15 protein-coding genes are annotated in these 18,929 nt (G+C 60.1%); all 15 read left to right on the plus strand.

Going from position 1 to position 18,929, the window contains the following annotated elements; translation table 11 throughout:
- Positions 1 to 60: 60 nt before the first annotated feature.
- Positions 61 to 1,029 carry an ABC transporter substrate-binding protein gene (locus KGB06_RS23150; RefSeq protein WP_223519885.1) on the plus strand — a complete coding sequence of 323 codons (969 nt, stop codon included), beginning with the start codon at positions 61 to 63 and terminating at the stop codon, positions 1,027 to 1,029.
- A 70-nt stretch (positions 1,030 to 1,099) separates the two neighbouring features.
- Entirely contained in the window at positions 1,100 to 1,951 is an 852-nt protein-coding gene (locus KGB06_RS23155; RefSeq protein ID WP_223519887.1) for an ABC transporter permease, read from the plus strand.
- Complete coding sequence (locus tag KGB06_RS23160) at positions 1,948 to 2,778, plus strand: glycine betaine/L-proline ABC transporter ATP-binding protein (protein WP_223519888.1); 831 nt, start codon at positions 1,948 to 1,950, stop codon at positions 2,776 to 2,778. The genes KGB06_RS23155 and KGB06_RS23160 overlap by 4 nt, the downstream gene beginning before the upstream one ends.
- A gap of 142 nt (positions 2,779 to 2,920) precedes the next feature.
- Positions 2,921 to 4,444 (plus strand): histidine ammonia-lyase, encoded by a 1,524-nt coding sequence (gene hutH, locus KGB06_RS23165; protein ID WP_223519890.1) that lies wholly within the window; start codon positions 2,921 to 2,923, stop codon positions 4,442 to 4,444.
- 134 nt (positions 4,445 to 4,578) lie between these two features.
- Entirely contained in the window at positions 4,579 to 6,111 is a 1,533-nt protein-coding gene (gene hutH, locus KGB06_RS23170; RefSeq protein ID WP_223519892.1) for a histidine ammonia-lyase, read from the plus strand.
- Between the two features lie 110 nt (positions 6,112 to 6,221).
- Positions 6,222 to 7,631 carry an amino acid permease gene (locus KGB06_RS23175; protein WP_077432302.1) on the plus strand — a complete coding sequence of 470 codons (1,410 nt, stop codon included), beginning with the start codon at positions 6,222 to 6,224 and terminating at the stop codon, positions 7,629 to 7,631.
- Positions 7,632 to 7,648: 17 nt separating this feature from the next.
- Complete coding sequence (hutI, locus tag KGB06_RS23180; protein ID WP_223519894.1) at positions 7,649 to 8,854, plus strand: imidazolonepropionase; 1,206 nt, start codon at positions 7,649 to 7,651, stop codon at positions 8,852 to 8,854.
- A gap of 10 nt (positions 8,855 to 8,864) precedes the next feature.
- Complete coding sequence (hutG, locus tag KGB06_RS23185; protein ID WP_223519895.1) at positions 8,865 to 9,668, plus strand: N-formylglutamate deformylase; 804 nt, start codon at positions 8,865 to 8,867, stop codon at positions 9,666 to 9,668.
- Between the two features lie 251 nt (positions 9,669 to 9,919).
- A complete protein-coding gene (gene pip, locus KGB06_RS23190) occupies positions 9,920 to 10,891 on the plus strand; it encodes a prolyl aminopeptidase (RefSeq protein WP_223519897.1) in 972 nt (323 codons plus the stop codon).
- Positions 10,888 to 11,325 (plus strand): D-aminoacyl-tRNA deacylase, encoded by a 438-nt coding sequence (dtd, locus tag KGB06_RS23195; protein ID WP_223519899.1) that lies wholly within the window; start codon positions 10,888 to 10,890, stop codon positions 11,323 to 11,325. The genes pip and dtd overlap by 4 nt, the downstream gene beginning before the upstream one ends.
- 321 nt (positions 11,326 to 11,646) lie before the next feature.
- Positions 11,647 to 13,461: a glucan biosynthesis protein G gene (locus tag KGB06_RS23200; RefSeq protein WP_223520188.1), complete on the plus strand. Its 1,815-nt coding sequence runs from the start codon at positions 11,647 to 11,649 to the stop codon at positions 13,459 to 13,461.
- On the plus strand, positions 13,454 to 16,024 hold the full coding sequence (mdoH, locus tag KGB06_RS23205) for a glucans biosynthesis glucosyltransferase MdoH (protein WP_223519901.1): 2,571 nt from the start codon (positions 13,454 to 13,456) through the stop codon (positions 16,022 to 16,024). The genes KGB06_RS23200 and mdoH overlap by 8 nt, the downstream gene beginning before the upstream one ends.
- 191 nt (positions 16,025 to 16,215) lie before the next feature.
- Positions 16,216 to 17,013: a transporter substrate-binding domain-containing protein gene (locus tag KGB06_RS23210; RefSeq protein ID WP_223520190.1), complete on the plus strand. Its 798-nt coding sequence runs from the start codon at positions 16,216 to 16,218 to the stop codon at positions 17,011 to 17,013.
- 141 nt (positions 17,014 to 17,154) lie between these two features.
- Positions 17,155 to 18,114, plus strand: coding sequence for an amino acid ABC transporter permease (locus KGB06_RS23215; protein ID WP_223519903.1), 960 nt, complete (start codon positions 17,155 to 17,157; stop codon positions 18,112 to 18,114).
- Positions 18,107 to 18,841: an amino acid ABC transporter ATP-binding protein gene (locus tag KGB06_RS23220; protein WP_223519905.1), complete on the plus strand. Its 735-nt coding sequence runs from the start codon at positions 18,107 to 18,109 to the stop codon at positions 18,839 to 18,841. The genes KGB06_RS23215 and KGB06_RS23220 overlap by 8 nt, the downstream gene beginning before the upstream one ends.
- Positions 18,842 to 18,929 lie beyond the last annotated feature (88 nt).

The following is an 18,929-nucleotide window of genomic DNA, read 5'->3' on the forward strand; positions in this document are numbered from 1 at the left end:
GACAGGGCTGGATGCCTCTTGACTGCCGTAAGCCAATTCATGATTAGGAGCGTCACAACAATGAAATCGAACAAGACCCTGCTGACCACATTGCTTTCCATGGGCCTGCTCGCCAGTGCCGGCGCCACTCAGGCTGCCGGTTGGTGCGAGTCGGGCAAACCGGTGAAATTTGCCGGCCTGAACTGGGAAAGCGCCATGCTCCTGACCGACGTGATGCAAGTCGTGTTGGAGAAAGGCTACGACTGCAAGACCGACAGCCTGCCGGGCAACTCCATCACCATGGAAAACGCCCTGAGCAGCAACGATATTCAAGTGTTTGCCGAAGAGTGGGTCGGCCGCAGTGAAGTCTGGAACAAGGCTGAGAAGGCCGGCAAAGTGGTTGGTGTCGGCGGTCCTGTCGTGGGCGCGGTAGAAGGTTGGTATGTGCCACGTTATGTGGTCGAAGGCGACGCCAAACGCAAGTTGGAGCCTAAAGCCCCGGACCTGAAAGCCATTGCTGATCTGGGCAAATACGCCTCCGTGTTCAAGGACCAGGAAGAGCCTTCCAAGGGCCGTTTCTACAACTGCCCGGCTGGCTGGACTTGCGAGCTGGATAACAGCGAAATGCTGAAGAGCTACGGCCTGGAAAGCACCTACACCAACTTCCGCCCAGGCACCGGCCCGGCGCTGGATGCCGCCGTACTCTCGAGCTACAAGCGTGGCGAGCCGATCCTGTTCTACTACTGGTCGCCAACCCCGCTGATGGGCCAGGTTGACCTGGTCAAGCTCGAAGAGAAACCAGGCGTGAACAAGACTGTGGATATCAAGGTCGGCCTGTCCAAGACGTTCCACGACGAAGCCCCGGAACTGGTGGCCGTGCTGGAAAAGGTCAACGTGCCGATTGACATCCTCAACCAGAACCTCGGGCGCATGACCAAAGAGCGGATCGAGTCGCCAAAACTGGCCAAGATCTTCTTGAAGGAACATCCTGAAGTCTGGCACGCGTGGGTGAGCGAAGACGCAGCCAAGAAAATCGACGCGGCCTTGTAGGTTGGGCCTCTCCGACTGTCGGCAACGGCAGTCGGACGCTTGATCGCAACCCCTTGATTGAGAGTCTCTTATGTTTCCCGAAAGCTTTACCTTTTCCATCGCCGACTGGGTCAACAGTTGGGTCGATACGCTGGTCACCAACTACGGCGACGTGTTCCGGCAGATCTCTGACACGCTGCTGTGGGCCATCGTCAATCTTGAAGGGCTGCTGCGCGCGGCGCCCTGGTGGCTGATGCTGGCCATCGTCGCGGGCGTTGCCTGGCACGCGACCCGCAAAGTCGTGACCACGGGCGTGATTGTCGGCTTGTTGTTCCTGGTGGGCGCGGTCGGCCTCTGGGACAAGTTGATGCAAACCCTGGCGCTGATGATGGTCGCGACGATCATTTCGGTGCTGATCGGCATTCCGCTAGGCATTCTCTCGGCACGCAGCAATCGCCTGCGTTCGGTGCTGATGCCGATGCTGGATATCATGCAGACCATGCCGAGCTTCGTGTACCTGATTCCGGTGCTGATGCTGTTCGGTCTGGGCAAGGTGCCGGCGATTTTCGCCACTGTGATTTATGCCGCGCCACCGCTGATTCGCTTGACCGATCTGGGTATTCGCCAAGTCGACGGTGAAGTGATGGAAGCGATCAACGCCTTCGGTGCCAACCGCTGGCAGCAACTGTTTGGCGTGCAACTGCCCCTGGCCCTGCCGAGCATCATGGCCGGGATCAACCAGACCACCATGATGGCCCTGTCAATGGTAGTGATTGCCTCGATGATCGGTGCTCGTGGCCTGGGTGAAGACGTACTGGTGGGGATTCAGACCCTCAACGTCGGACGTGGCCTGGAAGCCGGTCTGGCGATCGTGATTCTGGCCGTGGTGATCGACCGCATTACTCAGGCGTACGGTCGGGCACGGCATGAGGTGAGCAAATGAACAACGCGACCGTGAGCAAGATCGAAGTCAAAAACGTCTTCAAGATTTTCGGTAACCGTTCCAAGGACGCACTGGCGATGATTGGCCAGGGCAAAACCAAAGATCAGGTGCTGGCCGAAACCGGCTGTGTGGTCGGCGTGAACGATTTGTCCCTGAGCATCGGCACTGGCGAGATCTTCGTGATCATGGGCCTGTCGGGTTCGGGTAAATCGACCCTGGTGCGCCACTTCAACCGCCTGATCGACCCGACCAGCGGCGCGATCCTGGTGGACGGCGTGGACATCCTGCAATACGACATGGAAGCCCTGCGCGAATTTCGCCGGCACCGGATCAGCATGGTGTTCCAGAGCTTCGGCCTGTTGCCGCACAAGACCGTGGTGGATAACGTTGCCTACGGCCTGAAAGTGCGCGGCGAGAGCAAGCAAATGTGCTCCGAGCGTGCACTGCACTGGATCAACACCGTGGGCCTGAAGGGCTACGAAAACAAATACCCGCATCAGCTCTCGGGTGGCATGCGTCAGCGTGTGGGCCTGGCCCGCGCCTTGGCGGCGGACACTGACATCATCTTGATGGACGAAGCGTTCAGCGCCCTTGACCCGTTGATCCGTGCCGAGATGCAGGACCAGTTGCTGGAGCTGCAAAAGACCCTGCACAAGACCATCGTCTTCATCACCCACGACCTCGACGAGGCCGTGCGCATCGGCAATCGCATTGCGATTCTCAAGGACGGCCGCCTGATTCAGGTCGGCACCCCGCGAGAGATCCTGCATTCGCCGGCGGATGAGTATGTCGACCGGTTTGTGCAGCGTCGGGCGGCGGTGGTTTAACAGGTTTGTGTCGGCTGTGCCGGCCCCATCGCGGGCAAGCCATGCTCCTACAGGTTCGGAAGTAATCTGTAGGAGCAAAGCTTGCTCGCGATAGCGTCGGTGAAGCGGCAACAAAATTCAGGTTTGTACGCAGAGGTCAAAGATGTCCCAGGCTGAAAAAATCGTTATCGCCGATGCACTCGTGCGTTGGCAGGATGTGGTGGCCGTCGCTCGTCATGGCGCACAGCTTGAGCTGTCGGCGCCGGTCTGGGCACGTATTGAAAACGCCCAGGGCATCGTCCAGCGCATCGTCACCAGCGGCGAGCGCGCCTACGGCATCAACACCGGGCTGGGCGCGTTGTGCAACGTCTCCCTGCAAGATGAACAACTCAGCCAGTTGTCGCGCAACACGCTGCTCAGCCACGCCTGTGGCGTGGGTGCACTGCTGACCAACGAACAGACTCGCGCGATCATGTGCGCCGCCGTCGTCAACTACAGCCATGGCAAATCCGGCCTGCACCGCCAGGTGGTCGAAGCCCTGCTGGCGCTGCTCAACCGTGGCATCACCCCGCAAGTGCCGTCCCAGGGTTCCGTCGGCTACCTGACCCATATGGCGCACATCGGCATTGCGCTGCTGGGTGTCGGCAATGTCAGCTATCGCGGGCAAATCGTTTCCGCTCAGCAAGCCCTGGCCGAAGAAGGCCTGCAACCGGTCAAGCTCGGCGCCAAGGACGGTTTGTGCCTGGTCAACGGCACGCCGTGCATGACCGGCCTCAGCTGTCTGGCGATTGCCGACGCCGCGCATTTGCTGCAGTGGGCCGACGTGATAGGCGCCATGAGTTTCGAAGCCCAGCGCGGTCAGATCGATGCGTTCGACGCCGAGATCATCGCGCTCAAGCCGCACCCGGGCATGCAGCAAGTCGGCATCAACCTGCGCGCCGTGCTCGATGGCAGTGAAGTGATCGCCAGCAGCAAAGGCATTCGCACCCAGGACGCCTTGAGCATTCGCTCGATCCCGCAGGTCCACGGCGCTGCCCGTGACCAGCTGGTTCACGCGACCAGACAGATTGAAAACGAACTCAACGGCGCCACCGACAACCCATTGGTGCTGGGCACGCCGGAGAACTACCGCGTCGTTTCCCAGGCCAACCCGCACGGCCAATCCGTGGCATTGGCGGCGGACCTGCTGGCCATCGCCATGGCAGAAATCGGCTCCATCGCCGAGCGTCGCCTCGATCGCCTGATCAACCCGCACGTCAGCGGACTGCCGGCGTTTTTGGTGGCCAATCCGGGGGTGAACTCCGGGATGATGATCGTCCAGTACGTCGCCGCTTCCCTGTGCGCGGAAAACCGTCAATTGGCGCAACCGGCGGTGCTCGATAACTACGTCACTTCGGGCTTGCAGGAAGACCACCTGAGCCTGGGCACCAACGCCGCGCTGAAGCTGCATCGTGCCTTGGAAAACTGCACGCAGATCCTCGCCATCGAGTACCTGCTGGCATCTCAGGCATTCGAGTTCCTCAAAGAACAGCGCTTCGGCGCTGGCACCGATGCGGCGTGGCGTCTGCTGCGTGAGCGCGTTCCTGCCTACGATCAGGATCGCTGGCTGGCACCGGACATCGCTGCGGCCGCCGCTGTATTGAAAGAACAGAATTTGCTGCACAACGCTGTACCGAACCTGAACTGACTTCCAATAAAAACCAGCGTGCCAAGGCGCCAGCCCCCTCATGAAGGGGGAAGCGACGGACAACGGATACTTCCGGAGCGTCTGGTCTGCCTCTCTAAACAGAGAGCATTAACAACTCTCAAAAGGAGCACAAAATGACAGCCCTAAACCTGATTCCCGGCCAACTGAGCCTCGCCCAACTGCGTGATGTCTATCAGCAACCGGTGAAACTGACCCTCGACCACAGCGCCTCGGCACAGATTGAAGCCAGCGTTGCCTGTGTAGAGCAGATCCTCGCCGAGAATCGCACCGCCTACGGCATCAACACCGGTTTCGGCCTGCTGGCCTCGACCCGCATCGCCAGCGAAGACCTGGAAAACCTCCAGCGCTCGCTGGTTCTGTCTCACGCCGCCGGTGTCGGCGAGCCGATCAGCGACGCCTTGGTGCGCCTGGTCATGGTGCTCAAGGTCAACAGCCTGAGCCGTGGTTTCTCCGGTATTCGTCGCGTGGTCATCGACGCGCTGATCGCGCTGATCAACGCCGAGGTCTACCCGCACATCCCGTTGAAAGGCTCGGTCGGTGCTTCCGGTGACCTGGCACCGTTGGCCCATATGTCGCTGGTGCTGCTGGGTGAAGGCAAGGCCCGCTACAAAGGCGAGTGGATGGAAGCCACCGAAGCGCTGAAAATCGCCGGTCTGACCCCGCTGACCCTGGCCGCAAAAGAAGGCCTGGCGCTGCTCAACGGCACTCAGGTGTCGACCGCTTACGCGCTGCGCGGTTTGTTTGAAGGCGAAGACCTGTTCGCTGGCGCTGTTGCGCTGGGCGCGTTGACCGTTGAAGCGGTATTGGGCTCGCGCTCGCCGTTCGATGCACGCATCCACGCCGCCCGTGGCCAGAAAGGCCAGATCGACGCCGCTGCCGCTTACCGCGACCTGCTGGGCGAGCGCAGTGAAGTGTCTGACTCGCACGAAAACTGTGAAAAGGTCCAGGACCCTTACTCCCTGCGCTGCCAGCCACAAGTCATGGGCGCTTGCCTGACTCAGTTCCGTCAGGCCGCCGAAGTGCTCGCTATCGAGGCCAACGCCGTCTCCGACAACCCGCTGGTGTTCGCCGCTGAAGGTGACGTGATTTCCGGCGGTAACTTCCACGCCGAACCAGTGGCCATGGCGGCTGACAACATGGCGCTGGCCATCGCTGAAATCGGTTCCCTGAGCGAACGCCGCATCTCGCTGATGATGGACAAGCACATGTCGCAACTGCCGCCGTTCCTGGTGGCCAACGGTGGCGTGAACTCCGGTTTCATGATCGCTCAGGTGACTGCAGCGGCACTGGCCAGCGAGAACAAGGCCCTGGCGCACCCGCATTCGGTGGACAGCCTGCCGACCTCGGCGAACCAGGAAGACCACGTGTCCATGGCCCCGGCGGCGGGCAAGCGCCTGTGGGAAATGGCGGAAAACACTCGCGGTGTTCTGGCCGTGGAATGGTTGGCGGCGGCTCAGGGCCTGGACTTGCGTGAAGGCCTGAAGAGCTCGGCAAAACTGGAAAAGGCTCGCGCCATCCTGCGTAACGAAGTGCCGTTTTATGAGAAGGACCGCTTCTTTGCTCCGGACATCAATGCGGCGACTGAATTGTTGGCCTCGCGTTGCCTGAACGAGCTGGTGATGGCGAAGTTGCTGCCTAGCCTCTAAGGGCGCCTTCGCTGGCAAGCCAGCTCCTACAGTGGATCGCATGAACCCTGTAGGAGCCGGCTTGCCGGCGATTCGATTTTGCGTCGAATAAGAATAATTAAGGACGAGAAATGCAACAGCCAGCAAAAGGTTTGAAACGCGGGCTTTCTGCCCGACATATTCGCTTCATGGCGCTGGGGTCGGCGATCGGCACCGGGCTGTTTTACGGTTCTGCCTCGGCCATTCAAATGGCCGGGCCCGCGGTATTGCTCGCCTACCTGATCGGTGGCGCAGCGGTGTTCATGGTCATGCGCGCCCTCGGTGAGATGGCGGTGCACAACCCGGTGGCCGGCTCTTTCGGTCAGTACGCCAGCACCTATCTGGGGCCGATGGCGGGCTTCATCCTCGGTTGGACCTACGCGTTCGAAATGGTCATCGTCGGCATGGCCGACGTCACTGCGTTCGGTATTTACATGGGCTTCTGGTTCCCGGAAGTCTCCCGCTGGATCTGGGTGCTGGGCATCGTTTCGGTGGTCGGCGGCTTGAACCTGTGCAACGTCAAGGTCTTCGGTGAAATGGAGTTCTGGCTGTCACTGCTCAAGGTCGCAGCCATCGTCGCGATGATTCTGGGTGGCTTCGGCATCATGCTGTTCGGCATCAGCACGGCCCCCGGCGCCCAAGCGACCGATATCAGCAACCTCTGGAGCCATGGCGGTTTCATGCCCAATGGCGTGGGTGGTCTGATCGCCTCGTTCGCGGTGGTGATGTTCGCATTCGGCGGGATTGAAATCATCGGCGTGACCGCCGGTGAGGCCAAAGATCCGCAGCATGTGCTGCCTAGAGCGATCAATGCCGTACCGTTGCGTATTTTGCTGTTCTACGTGCTGACCATGTTCGTACTGATGTCGATCTTTCCATGGCAGCAGATCGGCAGCCAGGGCAGTCCGTTCGTGCAGATTTTCGACAATCTGGGCATCAGCTCGGCGGCGACCATCCTCAATATCGTGGTGATCTCGGCGGCGATCTCGGCCATCAACAGCGACATCTTCGGCGCTGGCCGCATGATGTACGGTCTGGCCCAGCAAGGGCACGCACCTAAGGGCTTCGCCCGTTTGTCGCGTAATGGCGTGCCATGGATGACCGTGGTGGTGATGAGTGCCGCGCTGCTGCTGGGTGTGCTGTTGAACTACCTGATTCCGGAAAACGTGTTTCTGTTGATCGCCTCCATCGCGACCTTTGCCACGGTATGGGTCTGGCTGATGATTCTGTGTACCCAGGTGGCCATGCGTCGTTCCATGAGTGCCGAGCAGGTCGCACAACTGAAGTTCCCTGTACCGTTCTGGCCCTATGCGCCGATGGCGGCGATTGCCTTCATGCTGTTCATTTTCGGCGTGCTGGGTTATTTCCCGGACACCCAGGCGGCGCTGATCGTCGGTGTGGTCTGGATCGTGCTGCTGGTGCTGGCCTACCTGACGTGGGTGAAACCGGCGGCGGGCCAGGCGGCACTGGTAGAGCAGGAACCTTCTTTTTCACATCAATAACCTAACGGAGGCCACGGATGAAAACTCTCTGGCAACACTGCCACGTCGCAACCATGGCACAAGGCGTCTACTCGATCATCGAGGACGCGGCCATCGTGACGTCAGGTGCGCTCATTGAGTGGATCGGCCCGCGCGCTGACCTGCCGGCGGGCGAATACCCGGCCGTCAACGATTTGCAAGGAGCCTGGGTAACGCCGGGCCTGATCGACTGCCACACCCACACGGTGTTTGGCGGTAACCGCAGCGGCGAATTCGAACAGCGTCTGCAAGGCGTCAGCTACGCGGAAATCGCCGCGGCCGGTGGCGGCATCGCCAGCACCGTGCGCGCCACCCGCGCGGCGACCGAAGACGAACTGTTCGCCAGCGCCGCCAAACGTCTGAAAAGCCTGATGCGCGACGGCGTGACCACGGTCGAAATGAAGTCCGGCTACGGCCTCGACCTGGCCAGCGAGCGCAAGATCCTGCGGGTTATTCGTCGTCTCGGCGCCGAACTGCCGGTGAGCGTGCGCAGCACGTGCCTGGCCGCCCACGCCTTGCCGCCGGAATATGCCGATCGCGCCGACGACTACATCGATCACATCTGCGCCGAAATGCTCCCGGCCCTGGCGGCCGAAGGGCTGGTGGATGCGGTGGACGCCTTCTGCGAATACCTGGCGTTCTCGCCCGCGCAGGTCGAGCGGGTGTTCATCACCGCACAGGAACTCGGATTGCCGGTGAAGCTGCACGCCGAGCAATTGTCGTCGCTGCACGGTTCGAGCCTGGCGGCACGTTATCACGCACTGTCGGCGGATCACCTGGAGTTCATGACCGAGGACGACGCCATCGCCATGGCCAAGTCCGGAACCGTCGCAGTGCTACTGCCGGGCGCGTTCTACTTCCTGCGGGAAACCCAGTTGCCGCCAATGGAAGCCCTGCGCAAGCACGGAGTGAAAATCGCCATCGCCAGCGACCTTAACCCCGGCACCTCGCCAGCGCTGTCGTTGCGCTTGATGCTGAACATGGCTTGCACCTGTTTCCGCATGACCCCGGAAGAAGCCTTGGCTGGCGCGACCCTTCATGCCGCCACTGCACTGGGCATGGCCGACACCCACGGTTCGCTGGAAGCCGGCAAGGTCGCGGATTTTGTCGCCTGGCAAATTGATCGTCCGGCCGACCTGTCGTACTGGCTGGGCGGTGACCTGGAAAAACGCGTCGTGCGTCACGGCGTCGAGACAAGCGTTTAGGAGAGCAGTTGTGGATAAGGTTCTGAACTTCAAACAAGGCCGCGTGCCGCTGCTGATCAGCATGCCCCACGCTGGCGTGCGCCTGACCCCGGCGGTCGAAGCCGGGTTGATTCCCGACGCCCGCAGCCTGCCGGATACCGACTGGCACATCCCGCAGCTTTACGAATTTGCCGCCGAACTGGGCGCCAGCACCCTGGCCGCCGAGTACTCGCGGTTCGTCATCGATCTGAACCGGCCGTCCGACGACAAGCCTTTATATGTAGGCGCCACCACCGGTCTGTATCCGGCAACGCTGTTCGATGGCATACCGTTGTTCCGCGAAGGGCTGGAGCCGTCGAAAGAAGAACGCGCGACCTATCTGGAGCAGATCTGGACGCCGTATCACAGCACCTTGCAGAACGAGCTGGCGCGAATGAAAGCCGAGTTCGGTTATGCGTTGCTGTTCGACGCGCATTCGATCCGCTCGATCATCCCGCACCTGTTTGACGGCAAGCTGCCGGACTTCAATCTCGGCACTTTCAATGGCGCCAGTTGCGATCCTGAGTTGGCCAGCCAGCTGGAAGCCATTTGCGCGCGCCACGGCGATTACAGCCATGTGCTGAATGGCCGCTTCAAGGGCGGCCACATCACCCGGCATTACGGCAACCCGGCGGAGAACATTCATGCCGTGCAACTGGAGTTGGGGCAGTGCACTTATATGGAAGAGTTCGAGCCGTTCCGCTATCGCCCGGACCTGGCTGCGCCGACGCAAGTGGTGCTCAAGGAGTTGCTGCAAGGGCTGCTGGCTTGGGGTGAAAACCACTACAACGCCTAACCCGGTGGCAAGGGCGGTGAGGGCGGTGAGGGCGTTTGTCGGAACGCCGCACCGTCCCGCTTGGCTTTTTGAGCGCGCTCACTCAGGCCGCCGAGGTCGACGCACTCTATGAAACGCTGCTCGGGTTTTTGGCTGACAGGTTGTGACGCTGCACGGGACATGCTCATTGACGTAATTCGGGTTTATGATGCCGGACGGCAGAATATTAGAAGTCCCCCCAGGGATGACCTCGACCCCTTACGGAGCGCGCAATGCAGACTTTGTACCCGCAGATCAAACCCCACGCCCGGCACGATCTGGCCGTCGACGAAACCCACACGCTGTATGTCGACGAAAGCGGTTCACCGGAAGGTTTGCCGGTGGTGTTCATTCACGGCGGCCCCGGCGCCGGGTGTGATGCTCAAAGCCGTCGGTATTTCGATCCCAACCTGTATCGCATCGTCACCTTTGACCAGCGCGGTTGCGGTCGCTCCACCCCCCACGCCAGCCTCGAAAACAACACCACCTGGGATCTGGTCGCCGACCTTGAGCGGATTCGCCAGCATCTGGGCATCGACAAATGGGTGCTGTTCGGCGGTTCGTGGGGTTCGACTTTGGCGCTGGCCTACGCGCAAACCCACCCGGAGCGTGTGCACGGTCTGATTCTGCGCGGGATATTTCTCTGCCGTCCGCAGGAAATCGAGTGGTTCTACCAGGCCGGTGCCAGCCGCCTGTTCCCTGATTACTGGCAGGATTACGTTGCACCGATCCCGATGGACGAGCGCGAAGATTTGCTCAGCGCTTTCCACAAACGTCTGGTCGGCAACGACCAGATCGCCCAGATGCACGCGGCCAAGGCCTGGTCTCTCTGGGAAGGCCGGACTGCGACCCTGCGCCCGAATCCGCAGGTGGTTGATCGCTTCTCTGAGCCTCAGCGCGCGCTGTCGATTGCTCGCATCGAATGTCACTACTTCACCAACAATGCCTTCCTTAAGCCCAATCAGCTGATCCGTGACATGGGCAAGATTGCCCATTTGCCGGGTGTGATTGTCCACGGCCGCTACGATGTGATTTGCCCGTTGGACAATGCCTGGGAATTGCACCAGAACTGGCCGAACAGTGAGTTGCAGGTCATCCGTGATGCCGGCCATGCCGCTTCCGAACCGGGCATCACCGATGCGCTGGTGCGAGCCGCCAACCAGATGGCGCGCCGCTTGCTCGATCTGCCGCCCGAAGAAGCATGAAGGGCCTGCTGCAACGCGTGCGTGGTGCGCGAGTCGAGGTAGCGGGGGAGGTGGTGGGTGCTGTTGACCACGGGTTACTGGTACTGGTCGCCGTCGAGCCCGGGGATACTCGGGCCAGTGCCGACAAACTTCTGAATAAGCTGCTTAACTATCGGGTATTCAGCGACGCCGAGGGCAAGATGAATCTGTCCTTGGCAGATGTCGGTGGCGGGTTGTTGCTGGTTTCACAGTTCACCTTGGCCGCCGACACCAAAAACGGGCTGCGCCCGAGTTTTTCGACCGCGGCCCCTCCGGCCTTGGGTGAGGAACTTTTCGACTATCTATTAGGTAAAGCGAAACAGGTGCATGGCACTGTGGCATCAGGTAGATTCGGCGCGGATATGCAGGTGCACCTGGTCAACGATGGCCCGGTAACCTTCCTGTTACAGACCTGAAAGCACTTGAAACAACTTTTTAAGGGCTTTTCGACTGCAAACAGGCGTTTTTCGCGAGAAATACTTTGTTGCGCATGATGCGTTGTAACGCGGCCTGCTAGATAATCGCGCGCTACGGGGATCGGCGTTCGTTGGTCCATTTTGACTTAGGTAGAGACTTGTCCTGGACCGTTTGGGGAATCATTTAGCCCCATCGGAGTCGGAACAATGCTCGCCAACTTGGCAAGAGTGGTTTGCAAGGTCGGTTTTTTCATGCCGTTGACCGTGCAGACCCTTCAACTGGCCGTTGGTTTTTTGATCTGTTTTCGGCGAGGGTTGCTCGTGATTGTTAGTCCCTGTAATGCACCAAAATTGACTGCCAAACGGTTCCGAAGCGCTCTGGTGGCGGGCTCTGCACTGCTCTGCCTGTTCAGCGCCGGCCAGCTGTGGGCATTCAATCTGGAGGATGTGTCGGTCAAGGCAAAAGAGCTGGCCGCGCAAAAATACGAAGCTCCGCGCAGTAACCTGCCGAACGAGTTCCGCGATATGAAATTCGCGGACTATCAGAAAATTCGTTTCCTGACCGAAAAGGCAGAATGGGCGGACCAGAAAACCCCGTTCAAGCTGTCGTTCTATCACCAGGGTATGCATTTCGATACGCCGGTGAAAATCAACGAAATCACGGCTAACTCCGTCGAAGAGATCAAGTACGACCCTAGTCGTTTCGATTTCGGCGACGTGAAGTTCGATCCTAAAGCCACCGAACAACTGGGTTATGCCGGTTTCCGGGTGCTGTACCCGATCAACAAGGCTGACAAGCAAGACGAAATCATGACCATGCTCGGCGCCAGCTACTTCCGCGTCGTCGGCAAGGGTCACGTCTATGGTCTGTCTGCTCGGGGCATGGCGATTGATACCGCGTTGCCATCCGGCGAAGAGTTCCCGCGGTTCACCGAGTTCTGGATTCAACAGCCAAAGCCGGGCGACAAACATCTGGTGATTTTTGCGTTGCTGGATTCACCGCGTGCTACCGGTGCCTATCGCCTGACCCTGCGTCCAGGCAGCGACACCATTGTCGACGTCAAGGCGCAGATGTTCCTGCGTGACAAGGTCGGCAAGCTGGGTATCGCTCCATTAACGAGCATGTATCTGTTCGGCGCCAACCAGCCATCGAAAGTGCTGAACTACCGTCGTGAACTGCACGATTCCAGCGGCCTGGCGATCCATGCCGGCAATGGCGAATGGATCTGGCGCCCATTGAACAACCCGAAACACCTGTCGGTGAGCAACTTCTCGGTCGAAAACCCGCGAGGCTTCGGCTTGCTGCAACGTGGCCGTGACTTCAACCACTACGAAGACCTCGATGACCGCTACGACAAGCGCCCAAGCGCCTGGATCGAGCCGAAGGGTGACTGGGGCAAGGGTACCGTGGATCTGGTCGAGATTCCGACCGCCGACGAAACCAACGATAATATCGTTGCTTTCTGGAACCCGGAAAAACTGCCGGAGCCGGGCCAGCCGCTTGATGTTGCCTATCGCCTGCACTGGACCATGGACGAAGACACGATTCACGCCCCCGACAGCGCCTGGGTCAAACAGACCCTGCGTTCTACCGGTGACGTTAAACAGTCCAACCTGATTCGTCAGCCGGACGGTAGCGTTGCTTATCTGGTGGACTTCGAAGGCCCGTCCCTCGCGGCTTTGCCGGCGGATGCGGACGTTCGCAGCCAGGTCAGCGTGGGTGACAACGCCGAACTGGTCGAGAACAGCGTGCGTTACAACCCTGAAACCAAGGGCTGGCGCCTGACGCTGCGCATGAAGATCAAGGACCCGGGCAAAGCCACCGAAATGCGTGCGGCACTGGTACAAAACATCGTGCCGGCCGACCTGGCCAAGACATCGCTTCCAGTGTCGAATTCGTCTGTTGCCAAAGCCGACAAGGTTGCCGCCAAGCAGCAGGAAAAAGCCGACAAGGAAGCCAAGCAAGCAGAGGCCAAACAGGCCGATGCCAAGCCGGTTGCAGATACCAAGGACAAGCCCAACAAAGACGCCAAGCAGCCTGTTGCTGCCGACGCGGCCCCAGCCACACCGGAATCGGCGCCGACTGAAGAAGTCCTGACCGAGACCTGGAGCTACCAGTTGCCTGCCGATGAGTAATTCTCAAGTACAGCCAGAGACGCTTGCCGAGTATCTGGCGCATCTACCGATGACCGACCAGCAGCGCGCGGAACTCGCGGGCTGCCAGTCCTTTAGCGAACTGCACCAGCGTCTGTCGTCTTCAACGTTCGACGCGCCTGCCGAGGCCGCCCAAGCCTCGGTAGGCCGTCGCTTGACCCTGAACACGGCGCAAGAGTTGGAAGAAGCGGAAATGCTGGCGGTCGACGCCAGCGGTCGGGTTTGCCTCAAGGCGACCCCACCGATCCGTCGGACCAAAGTCGTGCCGGAGCCGTGGCGCACCAACATTCTGGTGCGTGGCTGGCGTCGCCTGACCGGTCGCACCAATCCGCCGGCTCCGCCGAAAGATGAACGCGTATTGCCGGCTGCCCGCTGGCGCACCGTGGGTTCGATCCGTCGCTACATCCTGCTGGTGCTGATGCTCGGCCAGACCATCGTGGCCGGCTGGTACATGAAAGGCATCATGCCGTATCAGGGCTGGTCGTTTGTCGACCTCAACGAAGTGCTGCATCAACCGCTGCTGCAAACCGCCACGCAGGTGCTGCCGTATGCGCTGCAAACCAGCATCCTGATTCTGTTCGGGATTCTGTTCTGCTGGGTGTCGGCCGGTTTCTGGACCGCGTTGATGGGCTTCCTCGAGTTGCTCACCGGTCACGATAAATACCGCATTTCCGGTAAAAGCGCCGGGAATGAACCGATTCCAAAGGACGCACGCACCGCACTGGTGATGCCGATCTGCAACGAAGACGTGCCACGGGTGTTTGCGGGTTTGCGCGCGACGTTCGAGTCTGTTGCGGCCACGGGTGACCTGGATCGCTTCGACTTCTTCGTCCTCAGTGACAGTAACGACGCCGACATCTGCGTTGCCGAGCAGCAAGCCTGGCTGGACGTGTGTCGCGAAGCCAAGGGCTTCGGCAAGATCTTCTATCGTCGCCGTCGCCGTCGCGTGAAACGTAAAAGCGGTAACCTCGACGACTTCTGCCGTCGTTGGGGTGGCGATTACAAGTACATGGTCGTGCTCGACGCGGACTCCGTGATGAGCGGCGAATGCCTGACCAGTCTGGTGCGCTTGATGGAAGCCACACCGGACGCCGGGATCATTCAGACCGCGCCGCGTGCATCGGGCATGGACACTCTTTATGCGCGCATGCAGCAGTTTGCGACTCGCGTGTACGGTCCGCTGTTTACCGCTGGTCTGCACTTCTGGCAGTTGGGCGAATCCCACTACTGGGGCCACAACGCGATCATCCGCATGAAGCCGTTTATCGAGCACTGCGCCCTGGCGCCGTTGCCGGGTAAAGGCGCTTTCGCCGGTGCGATTCTGTCCCATGACTTCGTTGAAGCAGCGCTGATGCGCCGTGCCGGCTGGGGCGTGTGGATTGCCTATGACTTGCCGGGCAGCTACGAAGAACTGCCGCCGAACTTGCTGGACGAACTCAAACGTGACCGTCGCTGGTGCCACGGTAACTTGATGAACTTCCGCCTGTTCCTGGTCAAAGGCATGCACCCGGTTCACCGGGCGGTGTTCCTGACCGGCGTGATGTCTTATCTGTCGGCGCCGTTGTGGTTCTTCTTCCTCGTGCTGTCGACGGCGCTGCTGGCGGTCAACACGCTGATGGAGCCGCAATACTTCATGGAACCGCGTCAGCTCTATCCGCTGTGGCCGCAATGGCATCCGGACAAGGCCGTCGCGCTGTTCTCCACGACCATCGTGCTGTTGTTCCTGCCGAAGTTGTTGAGCATCCTCCTGATCTGGGCCAAAGGTGCGACAGAGTTCGGTGGCAAGTTCAAGGTGACGTTGTCGATGTTGCTGGAGGTGCTGTTCTCCATGCTGCTGGCGCCGGTGCGGATGATTTTCCACACCCGTTTCGTCCTCGCCGCGTTCCTCGGCTGGGCCGCGACCTGGAACTCGCCACAACGTGACGACGACTCCACGCCATGGAGCGAAGCGGTCAAACGCCACGGTCCGCAGACCTTGCTGGGCTTCTTCTGGGCCTTGCTGGTGATCTGGCTGAACCCGAGCTTCCTGTGGTGGCTGGTGCCGATCGTTGGTTCGTTGATGCTGTCGATCCCGGTGTCGGTGATCTCCAGCCGTGTCGGTCTGGGCCTGAAATCCCGTGACGAGAGCCTGTTCCTGATCCCCGAGGAATACAATCCGCCACAGGCGTTGCTGGCCACTGACCAGTACACCCACGAAAACCGTTATCACGCACTGAACGACGGCTTCATCCGGTCGGTGGTCGACCCGCAGCAGAACGCCTTGGCGTGCTCGCTGGCGACGTCGCGTCACGGTCAGGCCGAGCCGATCGAGTGGTTGCGGGTAGAGCGGGTTCGTCACGCCTTGAAAGTCGGGCCTCACGGCTTGAACAACAATGAGCGTATGCAACTGCTGAGTGACCCGGTGGCATTGGCTCGACTGCATGAGCAGATCTGGAGCGAAAGTCACCCCGAATGGCTGCAAGCCTGGCGTACATCGGTGAAAGCCGATCCCCACGCGCCGCTGTTGCCGCTCAAGCCGCTGAGTGCGCAAGCACAACTGGCCTGATAAAAAGCCCCGCTGATTGAGCGGGGCTTTTTTTGTCTGATCGTTTGCAAACCCTTGTGCAAACGGGCGAGTGCGTTAGGATCCGTCCCCGAATTGGTGCGCCCGGATAATTTTTGTCCGTATGGGTGCGTTTCCTGAGGGAAACCGCCGTTTTGCGCGCCTCACACCGCAATGGTTTTGGGGACATGATGATGAAGAAGTATCTCTCGATGCTGCTGGTCGGCGTCACGGCGCTGGTTGCAGTCAGCGCGGCGCAGGCCGGTGCCATCGATGACGCGGTCAAGCGCGGCACGCTGAAAGTCGGCATGGACCCGACCTACATGCCGTTCGAGATGACCAACAAGCGCGGCGAGATCATCGGTTTCGAAGTCGATATTCTAAAAGCCATGTCCAAGGCCATGGGCGTCAAGCTGGAACTGGTGTCCACCGGCTATGACGGTATTATTCCCGCCCTGATGACCGACAAGTTCGACATGATCGGCAGCGGCATGACCCTGACTCAGGAGCGTAACCTGCGCCTGAATTTCAGTGAACCGTTCATCGTGGTCGGTCAGACGCTACTGATCCGCAAAGAGCTGGAAGGCACCATCAAGTCCTATAAAGACCTGAACACTGCCGACTACCGCATCACCTCCAAGCTCGGCACCACCGGCGAGATGGTCGCCAGGAAGCTGATCTCCAAAGCCCAGTACCACGGCTATGACAATGAGCAGGAAGCGGTGCTGGACGTGGTCAACGGCAAGGCTGACGCCTTCATCTATGACGCACCGTACAACGTGGTGGCCGTGAACAAGGTTGGCGCCGGCAAACTGGTGTTTCTCGACAAGCCGTTCACCTACGAGCCGCTGGCCTTTGGCCTGAAGAAAGGTGACTACGACAGCATCAACTTCATCAACAACTTCCTGCACCAGATCCACGAAGACGGCACCTACGATCGCATCCATGACAAGTGGTTCAAAGACACCGCCTGGCAGAAAGACATGGAATAAGGCCGGTCAGCCAGACCGCGTCGCTTCAATCGCGGGTAAGCCCGGCTCCTACAGGGACAGTGTTGATCACACGATCCCCTGTAGGAGCCGGGCTTGCCCGCGATGGCGGACTCCCAGGCAACACAAATTCCGGAACCTGCAATGAAACAGAAAAAAGCCCAATGGCCCTGGCACGTTTTAACCGTGCTGGTGCTGATCGGCCTGGCCGGCGCGTTGTATTACGCCACCTCGCTGATGTCTTACGAATGGCGCTGGAACCGCGTGCCGCAGTACTTCGCCTACCACGCCGAAGAGTCCCAGCGCGCCGCTGACATCTCGACCGTCAGCGAACTGGTGCGCAAAGGCGATAAAGCTGAAGTCACCCTGCGCAACGACGCGGGCGATGAGCAACGCGTGACGGTCGATGACAACAGCCTGCAAGTCGCCCAAGGCGATGATGTGGCCGAAGGTGATGTGATTGGCGTGACACGACATTGGGCCGCCGGTCCACTGCTTTGGGGACTGTGGACGACGTTGTGGTTGTCCGTGGTGTCTGGCGTTCTCGGCCTGTTGATCGGCCTCGCCACCGGCCTGTGCCGGCTGTCGAATAACCCGACCCTGCGTGATCTTTCGACGATTTACGTCGAACTGGTCCGCGGCACGCCTCTGCTGGTGCAGATCTTCATTTTCTACTTCTTCATCGGCACCGTGATGAACCTGTCCCGGGAATTCGCCGGGATCGCTGCGCTGTCGCTGTTCACCGGCGCCTACGTTGGGGAAATCATCCGGTCTGGCGTGCAGTCCATTGCCCGGGGCCAGAACGAGGCTGCGCGTTCGTTGGGGCTGAGCGCTGGCCAGTCGATGCGCCACGTGGTGATGCCGCAAGCCTTGAAGCGAGTATTGCCGCCTTTGGCCGGACAGTTCATCAGTCTGGTCAAGGACACTTCGCTGGTCTCGGTGATTGCGATTACCGAACTGCTTAAAAGCGGTCGCGAAGTCATCACCACCTCGTTCTCGCCGTTCGAAATTTTGTTCTGCGTGGCCGGGTTGTACCTGTTGATCAACCTGCCGCTGTCGAAAGTCGCCAGCCGGCTTGAGCGGAGGCTCGCGCAAAGTGATTGAAGTCCGCGATCTGGTAAAAGTCTTCGACACCCGTGGACAAGTGGTTCGTGCGGTGGATAACGTCACCACGCAAGTGGCCAAGGGTGAAGTGCTGGTTGTGATCGGCCCGTCCGGTTCCGGCAAGTCGACCTTCCTGCGCTGCCTCAATGGCCTGGAGGAATTCGACTCCGGTTCGGTGAGCATCGACGGCCTGCAACTGGCCGACCCCAAGACCGACGTGAACGCCTACCGCCGCGAAGTCGGCATGGTGTTTCAGCATTTCAACCTGTTCCCGCACATGACCGTGCTGGAAAACCTCTGCCTGGCGCAGAAAGTCGTGCGCAAGCGCGGCAAGAAGGAGCGCGAGGCCAAGGCTTTGGCATTGCTGGAAAAGGTCGGCATTGCACAGAAGGCCCACGAGTTTCCGTCGCGCCTGTCCGGCGGCCAGCAACAGCGTGTGGCGATTGCCCGGGCGTTGGCGATGGAGCCGAAGGTCATGCTGTTCGATGAGCCGACTTCGGCCCTGGACCCGGAAATGGTCGGTGAAGTGCTGGACGTGATGAAAACCTTGGCTGTGGAAGGTATGACCATGGTCTGCGTCACCCACGAAATGGGCTTTGCACGGGAAGTGGCGGATCGGGTGCTGTTTTTCGATCACGGCAAATTGCTGGAAGATGCTTCGCCGGCCGAGTTCTTCGATGCGCCGAAGGATCCACGGGCTCAGGCCTTCTTGCGTCAGGTCCTTTAATTTCAGCGTCTGTTAGACCGCAATCGCGAGCAGGCTCACTCCCACATTGGTCGGTGGAGCACACAAAATTTGTGTTTGACACCTGCCC

This window comes from Pseudomonas sp. GL-B-19 (genome assembly GCF_019956415.1).
Lineage (GTDB): Bacteria > Pseudomonadota > Gammaproteobacteria > Pseudomonadales > Pseudomonadaceae > Aquipseudomonas.

What these genes read in the sequence shown, in the direction of transcription:
- KGB06_RS23150 (WP_223519885.1), top strand. Translation starts at nt 61, where the DNA reads ATGAAATCGAACAAGACCCTGCTGACCACATTGCTTTCCATGGGCCTG.
- KGB06_RS23155 (WP_223519887.1), top strand. Translation starts at nt 1,100, where the DNA reads ATGTTTCCCGAAAGCTTTACCTTTTCCATCGCCGACTGGGTCAACAGT.
- KGB06_RS23160 (WP_223519888.1), top strand. Translation starts at nt 1,948, where the DNA reads ATGAACAACGCGACCGTGAGCAAGATCGAAGTCAAAAACGTCTTCAAG.
- hutH (WP_223519890.1), top strand. Translation starts at nt 2,921, where the DNA reads ATGTCCCAGGCTGAAAAAATCGTTATCGCCGATGCACTCGTGCGTTGG.
- hutH (WP_223519892.1), top strand. Translation starts at nt 4,579, where the DNA reads ATGACAGCCCTAAACCTGATTCCCGGCCAACTGAGCCTCGCCCAACTG.
- KGB06_RS23175 (WP_077432302.1), top strand. Translation starts at nt 6,222, where the DNA reads ATGCAACAGCCAGCAAAAGGTTTGAAACGCGGGCTTTCTGCCCGACAT.
- hutI (WP_223519894.1), top strand. Translation starts at nt 7,649, where the DNA reads ATGAAAACTCTCTGGCAACACTGCCACGTCGCAACCATGGCACAAGGC.
- pip (WP_223519897.1), top strand. Translation starts at nt 9,920, where the DNA reads ATGCAGACTTTGTACCCGCAGATCAAACCCCACGCCCGGCACGATCTG.
- dtd (WP_223519899.1), top strand. Translation starts at nt 10,888, where the DNA reads ATGAAGGGCCTGCTGCAACGCGTGCGTGGTGCGCGAGTCGAGGTAGCG.
- mdoH (WP_223519901.1), top strand. Translation starts at nt 13,454, where the DNA reads ATGAGTAATTCTCAAGTACAGCCAGAGACGCTTGCCGAGTATCTGGCG.
- KGB06_RS23210 (WP_223520190.1), top strand. Translation starts at nt 16,216, where the DNA reads ATGAAGAAGTATCTCTCGATGCTGCTGGTCGGCGTCACGGCGCTGGTT.
- KGB06_RS23215 (WP_223519903.1), top strand. Translation starts at nt 17,155, where the DNA reads ATGAAACAGAAAAAAGCCCAATGGCCCTGGCACGTTTTAACCGTGCTG.